Genomic DNA, 11,481 nt, shown 5'->3' with positions numbered 1-11,481 from the left:
CCGTGGCCGCCCGGTCCCGAGGGCGCGACGGTCGACCGAGGATGTGTCTCCGAAACCACAAGACAGAAGCACCGGTTCGGCGAACCCGCCGGCATGAAAGCGACCGCGATCGACCACGTGAACCTGCGCGTCCCCGAGGACGGCGTCGAAGGCTTCGCCGCCTTCTACCGGGACGACATGGGCTTCGACCTGGAGTACTACGACGAGTACCGCGACGGCGAGCGCGGCTTCTTCTACGTCCGCCTCGGCCCGGAGTGCATCCTTCACGTCTCGCCGCGCGAGACGGTGCCGGAACCGACCGGTGAGACGGTCAACCACTTCGCCGTCTTCGTCGACGAGTCGATGGACGAGGTGATGGCGCGGATCGACGCGGCGGGCGTCGAAGTGGAGACCGAGGCGGTCCGGGAGGGCGCCACCGGGGAGTACCCCTGCGTCTACGTCGAGGATCCGGCCGGCTACACGGTCGAGTTCAAGACCGCCGAGTGACGGCCCCGCTCGCGGTCGCCGGGGACCGCTCAGAGGGACTCCTTGCAGGTTTCGGCGAACGTCGCCAGCGGCAGGTCCGCCTCGGAGTCGACGCTGACGAAGAGACCGGAGAACTCTCCGGAAGCGAAGTGGAAGGCGGTCAGGTCGTCGAAGCGGTGGATCGAACACTGCAGGTCGCCGGCGTCGAACAGGTCCTCCAGGTGGCCCCGTCCGAGCCCCTGCAGGACGAGTTCGTCGTGGACCCGTTCGGCCTGGGCGGTGAGGTGGCCCTCGACGTCCTCCCGGACGTACACCGGGTCGTAGCCGTCCCGGTCGTAGGTGGCGACGACGCGCAGGGCGTCGCCGGCCTGCTCCCGGAGGGCCGCGACCAGCGCGTCCGCGTCATCGATTACCATACACTCCACCATTCCGCGCCCCCCATTGTCAAACCAGCGGGCGTTCGGGCGGTCGGCGAACGCGTCGGGGGGCGCCGCCGGCCGTCCGCGACCGCACCGGGAGCGTCGGCCGGCTTCCGCGAGCGGGCGTTTTACGTCCACTCGTTCCTTGCGTCGGCCATGGAGTACACCACACTCGGCTCGACCGGGATGGAGGTCTCGAAGGTCTGTCTCGGCTGCATGAGCTTCGGCAGCGGCGACGACTGGATGCTGGACGAAGCGGAAGGGCGGGAACTCGTCGAGCGGGCCATCGACCTGGGCGTCAACTTCTTCGACACCGCCAACACCTACTCGGCGGGCGAATCCGAGCGGGTCCTCGGCGACGTGCTCGCCGACTACGACCGCGACGAGCAGGTCGTCGCCACCAAGGTCCGGTTCTCGGGTGCCAAAGACCACCGCAACGCCGAGGGCCTCTCCCGGAAGACCATCGAGCAGGAACTGTCCCACTCGCTGGACCGGCTGGGCATGGACACCGTCGATCTGTACCAGATCCACCGCTGGGACTACGACACGCCCATCGAGACGACGCTGCGGGCGCTCGACGACGCCGTCTCCCGGGGGCAGGTCCGCCACATCGGCGCCTCGTCGATGTGGGCCCACCAGTTCCAGGAGGCCCTGCGGGTCAGCGACGAGCAGGGACTCGCCCGCTTCGAGACGATGCAGAACCTCTACCACCTGACCTACCGCGAGGAGGAGCGGGAGATGTACCCCGTCTGCGACCGGGAGAACGTCGGCGTCATCCCCTGGAGTCCGCTGGCCGCCGGCTACCTGACCCGTCCCCACGAGGAGTTCACCGCGACCGACCGCGGCGAACACGAGCAGGACTACGGCGTCCCCTACCACGAGGGTCCCGGTAGCGAGGCGATCAACGAGCGCGTGCAGGAGCTGGCCGAGGAAGAGGGCGTCACGATGGCCCAGATCGCCCTCGCGTGGCACTTCCAGAACGACAACGTCGACGCGCCCATCGTGGGTACGTCGAGCATCGAACATCTGGAGGAGGCCGTCGAAGCCCTGGAGATTTCGCTGTCCGACTCCGACGTGGAGTACCTCGAAGAGCCGTACCACCCGGTGCCCGTCTACGGCCACGAATAGCCGGGTCGCGTGAGTCTCTCGGCGCGACAGCCGCAAGCTAAACTACCGCAAGCCCGGCAAGCCCGACCACCGCAGGCTCGATCACTGCAACGCCGCAACGCCGCGGGGACCGCCATCCTTTCGGCGGACTCGCCCGGATCGGCGAACGTGTTCGACCAGCCGCCGGAACCGCGAACCCTCTCGACGGGTCAGGAGGTCGCCGTTCCGCTGGAGACGGAGGCCGAGGCGACGGCGGTGGTCGTCACAGGCGACGCGGGGACGGCCGCCGAGTGGCTGCCCGACCCGCTCGCGCCCCTCAGCGTCGCCCCGGGGCGAACCGCGGTCACCTTCCTCTCGGTGGACTACCGCCGGATCGGCGACGACGCGATGGCGCCCTACGAGGAGGTCGGCGTCCTCCTGGCCGTCACGCCCGCCGACGGGCCGGTCCGGGAACTCGGCGCCCTCCGGCGCGGACTCGCGGGATCCGCGGGCGCCCTCGGCGGTTACGTCGCGGCGCTGCCGGTCACCACCGAACCGGCGCGGGCGCTCGGCGTCGAGATCTGGGGGTATCCGAAGTCCGTCGCCGACGTCCGGGTCACCGACCGCGGCGGCCGCCGGCGGACGGCCGTCGGCGACGAACGGGGCCACCTCGTCACGTTCGAGGCGCCCTGGAATCCGCGGGTCGAAGCGACCGTGCGGACGGCGAGCTACACCGGCGGGGACAGACACGGGACAGGAGAGCGGGCCGAAGTCGGAACCGGAGCCGGTACTGGCGACAGAGTGGGAGCCAGTCGCCAGCCGCTGGAACTATCGGGACGGTTCGGCGCCCGGCCGTTCGGCGGGACTTACACGCTGGGACACCACCCGCTGGCCGAGCGCCTGCGCGACCTGGGGCTAGGTCGGTCGCTGGGGACGCTCGCGTTCGACGGCCGATTCACCATCGGCGGCGGGCGACGGGCCGACGCCTGAGGGGTCCGGGTCCCCGCCCGAGATGGTCGTCTCGGTGTCTGAAGCGGCCGCTGCGGGATCTGAACCGGCCGAATCGGAGTCCGACGGGACCGCAGCCCGCGGGGGGTCCGTCTCTGTCGTGTCGCCGCCGATGGGGAGGAACACGCGGGCAACGATTCCGGGTCGGAGCAGCGAGGCGGGCGAGCGTTCGAGGTCGAGCACCTCGCCGTAGGCCGCCGCGAGGACGCCGTCGTCGTTGGCCGCCCGGAGCAGGCGGTCGAAGTACCAGTTGAACAGCTTCGCCCCGAGCGACGGCTCCCCCTCCGTCCCGGGGTACTGGTAGTCGACGCCGGTCGCCATCCGCCAGGCCGTGTCGACCACCGGGGCCAGCCGGTCGAAAAACCGGGTGGGCAGACTGTCGAGGCCGCCCTCCGCCAGCGCGTGGTGGAGGACCACGGCATCGAGGGCGGCGACGGACATCCCCTGGCCGTACGCGGGGTTGAAGCTGGAGACGGCGTCGCCGGTGACGACCAGGCCGTCGGGGAACCGGTCCAGTTGCTCGTACCGGCGGCGCAGGCTCGCAGGGAACGGGTAGCGGGCGACCTCGTCGGAGACCCACCGCTGGCGCCGCAGCAGGTCGCCCACCAGGTCAACCGGGAGGTCGTCGGCGAACGCCAGCACCGCCTCGCGGTCGGGGGGCGCGTCGTCGGCGTGGACCTCCGCGAGGAGCACGTCCCACTGGCCGCCCTCGATCGGTATCAGCACGGCGCCGCGGGTCTCCGGCGGGTCGGCGGGGACGCTGATCATCCGCCTGTCGCCCGGCGGGCGTTCGATCCGTAGCGAGGCGTACTGCAGGTCGATCCCGACCCGGTCCTCCGGCGGCGCGGCGAAGCCGTGGTCGGCCAGCCACTCCGGCGTCCGGCTCGCCCGCCCGGTCGCGTCGACGACCAGGTCCGCGTCGATTTCGTCGACGGCCCCGTCCTCGCGGACGGTGACGCCGGTCACAGCCGTCTCCGTCTCGTCGGTGCGGTAGCCGACGAACTGGCAGCCGTCGCGGAGCCGGACGGCCTCGCGGGTGCGAAGCCGCTCGCGGACGACGTGTTCGAACAGCGGCCGGCTCGCGCAGTAGGAGGGGGTCCGCTCGTCGCCGCCCGCGAGGTAGCCGCCCTTCTGGTACTCGACCAGCTGGCGCGTCACGTCGACGATCAGCCCGCCCTCGGCCGCCAGGTCCTCGCCGAACCCCGGGAAGAGGTCCTCGAGGGTCGCCTGGCCGGCGCCCAGCAGCGCGTGGGGGTGGCTGGTCTGGGGGGCGCCCTCGCGCTCGGCCGGCCCGTCGGGCAGGGAGTCGCGCTCGACGACGACCACCTCCGCGAAGCCGTCGGCGAGCACCCGCGCCGCACAGAGGCCGGCGACGCTCCCGCCGAGGACGACCGCGCGCTCGCCCAGCCGGTCGAGCCGGCCCGGCCGGTAGCGGTCGAGGCTCGACAGCGTCACGGGGACCACCCCCGGGTCGGGGGCCGCGTCGCCGACCGAACCCTGTTCGTCGTCGCTGGAGGGGACAGTTCGCTCACGTGATCGACTCGGGCCGGCAGCAGGATAGGCGATCTCCCTCATCGGTGGCCCGGGTTTATGTTCTGAGAGCTACGGACCGCCCGGATGCGTCGGAATCCTTTTGTTCCGGGCACGCGCCCGGTCGCCCGTGTCACGGAACGCCGGACCGGGCCCGGAGGGCCGCGGGGAACGCCGCAAGGATGGCGGCGACGCGGGTGGCGAGCGGCCGGTCGCGCTCGTAACGGGCGCGGGCGGCGGGATCGGCGCGGCCATCGCGCTGGCGTTCGCCGACCGCGGCTGGCGGGTGTACGCGACCGACCTGGCGACGCCGCTGCCCGAGCGGGTCCGCGCCGACTGCGAGACGCGCGCGCTCGACGTGACCGACGACGAGCGGTGCGAGGCCGTCGTCGACGCGGTGGTCGCCGAGACCGGGCGGCTGGACTGCCTGGTGAACAACGCCGGCTACGCCGAAGCCGGGCCGGTCGAGGACGTGCCCGTCGACGCGGCCCGCGCCGAGTTCGACGTGCTCGTCCACGGGCCCCACCGACTCGCCCGGGCCGCCCTGCCGCACATGCGCGAGCGCGGTCGGGGTCGGATCGTCACCGTCTCCAGCGTCATGGGGTTGCGCTCCTCGCCGGGGCTGGGCGCCTACGCCGCGGGGAAAGCCGCCGTCGAGTCGCTGCACGACGCGCTCCGGGTCGAGCTGCGCGGGACGGGCGTCGACGTGAGCCTGGTCGAGCCGGCGTGGGTCGACACCGACTTCGCCGACGCGGCCCGCGAGCGGCTGGCCAGCCGCGAGCGGACGCCCGCCTACGCGCGAACTTACGCCGCGCTCGACGACGGCTGGCTCCTCGACGGGAACCCGCTGGCGACCACCCCGGAGCGCGTCGCCGCCGCGGTCGTGCGGGCCGCCGAGGCCGACGACCCGCACGCCCGCTATCCGGTCGGGGCGTTCGCCCGCTTCGTCCGGTGGACGACCTGGCTCCCCGCGCCAGCCGCCGACGCTATCCAGGCCGGCTACGAACGGGCGACGGCGGCCCTCGGCCGCTGGCTGGGGTAGCGGGTGGACCGCCGAGGGGATCGGCCCGACGGGCACCGCCAGGGGGACGCTACCGTGCCCGTGCCGGCCGGAGATTTTCGTTCTGATACTGGTGTCCGTAGCTATTTCAGGGTCCGTTGCCAGGGGACGCGTATGACGCAGTCGATCCGTGTGCTCCTCGTCGACGACGACCGGGGGTTCACGGAGGCGGCCGCCGAGCGACTCGCAGCCGCGGCCGAGTCGTTCGACGTGACCGCGGTCGCCCGGGCCGACGAGGCGCTCGACGAACTCGGGGGCCGGCGGGTCGACTGCATCGTCAGCGGCTACCGGTTGCCCGAGCGGGACGGGCTGTGGCTCCTCGACGCCGTCCGCGAGCGCGACCCGGGCCTCCCGGTGATCCTCGCGGCGCCGGCCGACGAGTCCGTCGCCGAGCGGGCGCTCGACGCCGGCGCGGCCGAGTACCTCCGGAAGGGCGAACCCGGCCAGTACGCCCTCCTGGCGAACCGGATCGGCGACGCGGTCGAGCAAGCCGGTCGCACCGGCGACACCCCAACCGGGGACGCGACCGGGCGCGACGAGAGCGGCGCGGACGACGAAGGCAGTGCGGACGACGAGAGCAGTGCGGACGCGGAACGCGGTGGGCCGGACAGCGCCGACGGCGGCGAGCCAGACTGGCCGCGGGTAGTGGTCGAGCACATGAGCGAGGGGGTCTACGTCGTCGACGGCGACCACCGGTTCCGGTTCGCCGACCACCGGATGACCGAGCCGCCGGCGGCGATCGCCGACGGCCTGCCGGGGCGCCGGCTCCCGGTACTGGCCGAGACCGGGGTCCTCGAACCGGGGGACGTGCGGCGCGTGACCGAGGCCGTCGACGCCGTGGTCGGCGGCGAGGCCGCCGAACGCCACGTCGAGTTCGAGTCGCCGGTCGAGTCGCCGACCAGAGCGGTCGACCTCAGGGTAGTCCCGGTCGACCCCGGCGGGTCCGAGCGGTTCGCGCTGCTGACGACCCGCGACGTGACCGAGCGCCGCGAGCACGAGCGCGAGCTGGCCCGCTACGAGACGCTGGTCGAGGAGGTCACCGACATCGTCACGGTCCTCGACGAGACGGGGGTGATCGAGTACCAGAGCCCCGCCGTCGAGCACGTGCTGGGCTACGACCCCGACGACCTCGTCGGGGAGACGGCGTTCGAGTACGTCCACCCCGAGGACCGCGAGCGGGTCACCGAGCGGTTCACGGAGCTGGTCGAGCAGCCGGGCGCGACCGAGGACATCGAGTTCCGGATGCGGACCGCCGACGGCGAGTGGCGCTGGATCGAGGCGAAGGCGACCAACCGGAGGGAGACGACCCTCGAGGGGTACGTCGTCACTTCGCGGGACGTGACCCGGCGCAAGCGCCGCGAGCAGCGGCTGGGTGCGCTCCACGAGGCGACGCGGGCGTTCATGGAAGCGCCCGACCGCGAGTCGGTGGCCGAGCGGGCCGTCGAGACGGCCCGAGACGTGCTGGACATGCCCGTCAACGGGCTCTGGTTCTACGAGCCGGACGCCGACGCGCTCGAGCCCGCGGCGATCACCGACGAGGCCGCGGCGCTGCTCGGCGAGGCGCCGACCTACGACAGCGGCGAGGGGCTCTCCTGGAAGGCCTTCCAGTCCGGGGAGGTCCGCGTCTACGACGACCTCGCGACGGCCGAGGGGCTGTTGAACCCCGACACGCCGATCCGCAGCGAGCTGATCCTCCCGCTGGGGGAGTACGGGGTGATGAACCTCGGGGCAACCAGCGAACAGGCCTTCGACGAGGTGGACGTGTCGCTGGCCCGCATCCTCGCCAACACCACCGAGGCCGCCCTGGCGCGGGCCGACCGCGAGGAGGAACTGCGCCGCCGGCGACGCGAGCTGTCCCGCCAGAACGACCGGCTGGAGGAGTTCGCGAGCATCGTCAGCCACGACCTCCGGAACCCGCTGAACGTCCTCGCGGGGTCGCTGGAGATGGTCGAGGCCGACGACGACGACCACCTCGACCTGTGCGAGCGGGCGGTCGAGCGGATGGAACAGCTGGTCGAGGACATCCTGACGCTGACCCGGGAGGGCGAGCGCATCGAGTCGACCGACCCCGTCGACCTCGAACGGGTCGCCCGGACCAGCTGGGCGACCGTCGCCACCGGCGACGCGACGCTGCGCGTCGACGGGGCGAGGGTGATCGCGGCCGACGAGTCGCGGCTCCGCCAGCTGTTCGAGAACCTGTTCCGCAACGCGGTCGAACACGCCGGCGACGACGCGACCGTCCGCGTCGGCGTCCTCGACGACGAGCCGGGGTTTTTCGTCGCGGACGACGGCCCCGGCATCCCGCCCGACCGACGCGACCGGGTCTTCGAGAGCGGCTTCTCGACGGCCTCGGGCGGCACCGGGCTCGGCCTCTCGATCGTCGCGCAGACGGCCGACGCCCACGGCTGGGACGTTCGCGTGACCGACGCCGACCACCCGGGCGGCACCGGCGAGGGAGCCGGCGACGACACCGACGACGCAGGTGCGGGATCCGGCGACGCCGGTGACGACGCCGACAGAGACAGTCCGGGCGCCCGCTTCGAAGTCGTCGGCGTCGACGAGGCGTGACGGTCGGGCGTCGACGAGCCCTGACAGTCGGCTGTCGACGAGCCCTGGCGGTCACTCCTCGACGACGACCGTCCCGACCATGCCCTGGCGGGAGTGAGGGATGCAGACGTACGTGTACTCGCCGGCCGTCTCGAAGGTGTGTTCGTAGGTCTCGCCCTGCGGGACCGTCTGGCCCGCGCTGTCCTCGTAGCTGGCGAACGGCTCGGCGCCGTCCGGCAGGGCGATCTGCGGGGCGTCGCCCGGCCGGCAGCCGACGTTGTGGGTCGGGCTGGCGAAGTACCAGGTGACCGTCTCGCCGACCGAGGCGGTGTAGGACTCGGGTTCGAAGGCGTAGGCGCCGCCCGGGCCGGCGACGATGTCGCCCGGCGTGTCGGTCGGCGAGCCGGCGTCGCCGGAGTCGTCACCCGTGCAGCCGGCGACGACGCCGGCGGCCGCGAGACCGGTCGTGCGGAGGAGCGAACGGCGCGAGACGTGAGTCATCGTCGGGGCTGGGACCGGGCGAGCCTTCAGTGGCCCGGTCCCGGGACCCGGACCAGATCCGGTTCGGTCCCGGTCCCGGTTCCACTCAGCCGAGCCGCTCGACGACGGCCGACCCCTCGACGTAGACCAGCCCCTCGCGGTCGGCGTAGGCGCGGGCGGCGGCGGGCGAGCGGGCGGCGCCGCTGTCGTCGTCGAGCATCTCGCAGACGACCATCGCCGGCGGCAGGTCGGCGGCACCGGCCAGCGCGACGGCCAGCTCCGTGTGGCCCTCCCGGTCCGCGAGGAGGCCGGGTGCCGCCCGCAGCACGTGGACGTGGCCGGGGGCGCGGAACTCGGCGGCGAAGTCGACGTTCTCGGGCTCGGCCGCGGCCGCGGCGAGTTCCGTGATCGTCAGCGCGCGGTCCTCGTCGGTGATCCCGGTGTAGGTGTCGCGGTGGTTGACCGTCAGCGAAAAGGACGACCGCTCGTCGTAGCCCAGGTCGTGGTCGGCCGCGGCGGGGTGGTCGATGGTCTCCTGCAGGTAGGGCAACTCGAAGGCCTCGGCCACTTCGTCGCCGAGCGCGACACAGACCAGCCCGCCGGCGTCGTTGCGCATGCGGGCGACCGCCGCGGGCGTGACCGCGCCCGCGGGGTAGATCAGGTCGACCTCGCCCTCGCGGTCGGCGGCGTCGTGGACGAGGATCGGTTCGCCACGGCGGAGGGCGTCGACCGCCCGGTCGACGGTCGCCGCGGCGGTCGATGCGTCGCCGGTCATGCTATCGCTGTTCGGTGACATGGATGGTGAGGGGGGAGCCGTCGTCGAGGCCCAGTTCGTCGCGGAGCTTCACCGGCGCGATCACTTCCAGCTGGTCGTCGCCGTGGTGGGTGCGCTCGGGCGTGATGACGTGTGCGTCCTCGAAGCGACGGGTATCGCCGTCGCCGCCGTCCGAGGCGCCCGCCTCGCTCCCGTCGACCTCGACGGTGGCGGGGTAGCAGTAGGCGGGGCCGTAGGTGCGCTCGTCGTCCTCCCAGCCCTCGATGGTGACGGGTTCGAACGACGAGAGCCGGCCGCGCTCGCGGACGCTCTCCTCGTCGAGCTCGACGTTGAGCGTCCCGAGGAACGGCTCGTAGCCCAGTTTGTCCTCGAACTGGCGCATGTAGCCCGGCAGCGAGATGTAGTGACGACCCTCGCCCATCCCGCTGGTGATCGTCCCGCGGAGTTCGACGCTGGCGTCGCGCTCGAAGATGCGCCGGTAGTCGGCGTACTCCCGCTGGAGGGCGCGCTCGCCGGCCGCCGTCACGGTCACCCACTGGCCGTCGCTGACGATCTCGCGTTCGACCAGGTCGGCCTCCTCCAGCCGCTGGAGCCGCCGGGAGGCCGTCTGCGTCGAGGCGTCGAGCCGCTCGGCCAGCGCCGAACAGGACACCTTCTGGTCGCCGTCGAGCCCCCCCGACAGCGCCAGCGCCTTCAGCGTCGCCAGCTCCGCGTGGCCGGCCGACGACGCCGTGATTCCTGACATATCTCCCACTAGCGGTCACTCCCCGATAAGCATACCGAATGCGGAACGCATCTCAGAAATGGAACGGTCTGGGGCGAGTCGCGAGCCGTCACGAATCGCCGCCGGAACACCGGAGATTTGGAGTGGGTCGCAATAACGGCATCGGAGTCTCCCACGGCGTGATATCCGGACGCGAAAGGGCGAGGAAGCGCGAGGGATGGCCCAGGTGGGTCTGAGAGAAGGATATCGGAAGGGGAGCCAGCGCGCGTCAGTCGCCGGCGTAGGGGTCCCGTTCCCAGAACTCGCTGTCCTTCTGCAGTTTGGGGACCCAGGTGTCCTCGGTCTTCGACAGCAGGGTGACGTGGGAGACGGGCACCTCGTTCATGTAGTCGTGCTCGGGCATGTGCGCTTTCACGTCCTCGGTGAACGCCCGCACGTCCTCGTGGTCGGGCATGGAATCCCGATCGAGGCGGCCCCGCGAGTGGCCGACGTGCATGTACGCCTTCAGCTCGATGAAGTCGGGGTCGGCCCGCTGGTACATCGACGCGTACCACTCGGGGTGGTGCATGTTGTTGCCGTCGACGAGCGTCGTCCGGAGGACGGTCCGCGTCTCGTCCTTCTCGGCGAGCACGTCCAGCGTATCGATCAGCCGCTCCCAGGCGTCGTCCTCCACCGCCTTCACGGTCTCGTCGAAGGTCCACCGGTCGGGCGCGTCGACGCTGACGTACAGCTGTGTCGGGTCACACTCCGCCAGCACCTCGGGTTTCGTCCCGTTGGAGACGAGGAACGTGGTGATGTCCCGGTCGCGGAACTCCTCGATGAGCTCCGGCAGGTACGGATAGAGGGAGGGCTCGCCGTCCAGCGAGATGGCGACGTGCCGCGGCTCCATCGCCTCCTCGAAGCGCTCGCGGGGCACCTGGTCGTTGCCGCCGAACCCCGAGAGCAGCTTCTTCTGGAGTTCCAGCGAGGCGTCGGCGACGGCGCTCGGGTCGTCCCACTCGACATCCCCCAGCTCGTATGCGTGGCCCGCGTGATCCCGCCAGCAGAAGACACAGCGCTCGTTGCACTTGACGACCGGCGTCATCTGGATGCAGCGGTGGGACTCTATCCCGTAGAACGCATATTTATAACAGCGGCCTTCTCCGCGCAAGGCATTTGCCGTCCAGCCACAAGTCTGGGCGGCTGTGTGATTCTCGCTGTGGTACTCCGGGTCCGACACCTGCTTTGGACCGTCCGATTCGCTCATTAGAGGAAGGGATGGTAGCCGCTCGTATACATCCTTTCCTCCGACCGGTGGGTCCGCCTACAGCTGCCGAGTGATCTGATCGCTCACTCTGGACTGAGTGACCGGGAGCCTACGATCCGTGTGACATCCTCACCCGCCGTT

The 11,481-nt window shown here is 71.7% G+C and carries 11 protein-coding genes; 5 read left to right on the top strand and 6 right to left on the bottom strand.

Features of this window, described 5'->3' with window-relative positions:
* Positions 1-93: 93 nt before the first annotated feature.
* Positions 94-486 carry a VOC family protein gene (locus ACMGFG_RS02245; RefSeq protein ID WP_436928726.1) on the top strand — a complete coding sequence of 131 codons (393 nt, stop codon included), beginning with the start codon at positions 94-96 and terminating at the stop codon, positions 484-486.
* 29 nt (positions 487-515) lie between these two features.
* Here ACMGFG_RS02245 and ACMGFG_RS02240 read toward each other — a convergent pair whose 3' ends face one another.
* Positions 516-881: a DUF7522 family protein gene (locus ACMGFG_RS02240; protein WP_436928725.1), complete on the bottom strand. Its 366-nt coding sequence runs from the start codon at positions 879-881 to the stop codon at positions 516-518.
* A gap of 159 nt (positions 882-1,040) precedes the next feature.
* Between ACMGFG_RS02240 and ACMGFG_RS02235 the strand changes: the two genes are divergently transcribed.
* Together ACMGFG_RS02235 and ACMGFG_RS02230 are read left to right on the top strand one after the other, a co-directional pair.
* Positions 1,041-2,012: an aldo/keto reductase gene (locus tag ACMGFG_RS02235; RefSeq protein ID WP_436928724.1), complete on the top strand. Its 972-nt coding sequence runs from the start codon at positions 1,041-1,043 to the stop codon at positions 2,010-2,012.
* 147 nt (positions 2,013-2,159) lie between these two features.
* A complete protein-coding gene (locus ACMGFG_RS02230) occupies positions 2,160-2,960 on the top strand; it encodes an acetoacetate decarboxylase family protein (RefSeq protein ID WP_436928723.1) in 801 nt (266 codons plus the stop codon).
* On the opposite strand, the gene ACMGFG_RS02225 is transcribed toward ACMGFG_RS02230, so the two are convergent.
* Complete coding sequence (locus ACMGFG_RS02225) at positions 2,886-4,433, bottom strand: FAD-dependent oxidoreductase (RefSeq protein ID WP_436928722.1); 1,548 nt, start codon at positions 4,431-4,433, stop codon at positions 2,886-2,888. The two genes, ACMGFG_RS02230 and ACMGFG_RS02225, sit on opposite strands and share 75 nt — an antisense overlap.
* Positions 4,434-4,638: 205 nt before the next feature.
* On the opposite strand from ACMGFG_RS02225, the gene ACMGFG_RS02220 reads away from it, so the two are divergent.
* Positions 4,639-5,550, top strand: coding sequence for an SDR family NAD(P)-dependent oxidoreductase (locus tag ACMGFG_RS02220; RefSeq protein ID WP_436928721.1), 912 nt, complete (start codon positions 4,639-4,641; stop codon positions 5,548-5,550).
* Positions 5,551-5,682: 132 nt separating this feature from the next.
* A complete protein-coding gene (locus tag ACMGFG_RS02215; protein WP_436928720.1) occupies positions 5,683-8,136 on the top strand; it encodes a sensor histidine kinase in 2,454 nt (817 codons plus the stop codon).
* 51 nt (positions 8,137-8,187) lie between these two features.
* Here the strand turns inward: ACMGFG_RS02215 and ACMGFG_RS02210 are convergent, their stop codons facing one another.
* The 4 genes from ACMGFG_RS02210 to twy1 all read right to left on the bottom strand — a co-directional run bounded on the left by ACMGFG_RS02210 (position 8,188) and on the right by twy1 (position 11,340).
* Positions 8,188-8,616, bottom strand: coding sequence for a plastocyanin/azurin family copper-binding protein (locus tag ACMGFG_RS02210; RefSeq protein WP_436928719.1), 429 nt, complete (start codon positions 8,614-8,616; stop codon positions 8,188-8,190).
* Positions 8,617-8,701: 85 nt separating this feature from the next.
* The gene (gene ribB / locus ACMGFG_RS02205; protein ID WP_436928718.1) at positions 8,702-9,370 is read right to left on the bottom strand and encodes a 3,4-dihydroxy-2-butanone-4-phosphate synthase; all 669 of its coding nucleotides are present in this window, start codon (positions 9,368-9,370) and stop codon (positions 8,702-8,704) included.
* A gap of 1 nt (position 9,371) precedes the next feature.
* Entirely contained in the window at positions 9,372-10,115 is a 744-nt protein-coding gene (locus ACMGFG_RS02200) for a DUF120 domain-containing protein (protein WP_436928717.1), read from the bottom strand.
* 247 nt (positions 10,116-10,362) lie between these two features.
* Positions 10,363-11,340, bottom strand: a complete 978-nt coding sequence (twy1, locus tag ACMGFG_RS02195) for a 4-demethylwyosine synthase TYW1 (protein ID WP_436928716.1) — start codon at positions 11,338-11,340, stop codon at positions 10,363-10,365.
* Between the last annotated feature and the right edge of the window lie 141 nt (positions 11,341-11,481).

Origin of the sequence: Halosimplex halobium (assembly GCF_051414055.1) — an archaeon.
Lineage (GTDB): Archaea > Halobacteriota > Halobacteria > Halobacteriales > Haloarculaceae > Halosimplex > Halosimplex halobium.
Note: the sequence above shows the minus strand (reverse complement) of the source record. Positions and strands in the feature narration are given on the sequence as shown.

What these genes read in the sequence shown, in the direction of transcription:
- ACMGFG_RS02245 (WP_436928726.1), top strand. Translation starts at nt 94, where the DNA reads ATGAAAGCGACCGCGATCGACCACGTGAACCTGCGCGTCCCCGAGGAC.
- ACMGFG_RS02240 (WP_436928725.1), bottom strand. Translation starts at nt 881, where the DNA reads ATGGTAATCGATGACGCGGACGCGCTGGTCGCGGCCCTCCGGGAGCAG.
- ACMGFG_RS02235 (WP_436928724.1), top strand. Translation starts at nt 1,041, where the DNA reads ATGGAGTACACCACACTCGGCTCGACCGGGATGGAGGTCTCGAAGGTC.
- ACMGFG_RS02215 (WP_436928720.1), top strand. Translation starts at nt 5,683, where the DNA reads ATGACGCAGTCGATCCGTGTGCTCCTCGTCGACGACGACCGGGGGTTC.
- ACMGFG_RS02210 (WP_436928719.1), bottom strand. Translation starts at nt 8,616, where the DNA reads ATGACTCACGTCTCGCGCCGTTCGCTCCTCCGCACGACCGGTCTCGCG.
- ribB (WP_436928718.1), bottom strand. Translation starts at nt 9,370, where the DNA reads ATGACCGGCGACGCATCGACCGCCGCGGCGACCGTCGACCGGGCGGTC.
- ACMGFG_RS02200 (WP_436928717.1), bottom strand. Translation starts at nt 10,115, where the DNA reads ATGTCAGGAATCACGGCGTCGTCGGCCGGCCACGCGGAGCTGGCGACG.
- twy1 (WP_436928716.1), bottom strand. Translation starts at nt 11,340, where the DNA reads ATGAGCGAATCGGACGGTCCAAAGCAGGTGTCGGACCCGGAGTACCAC.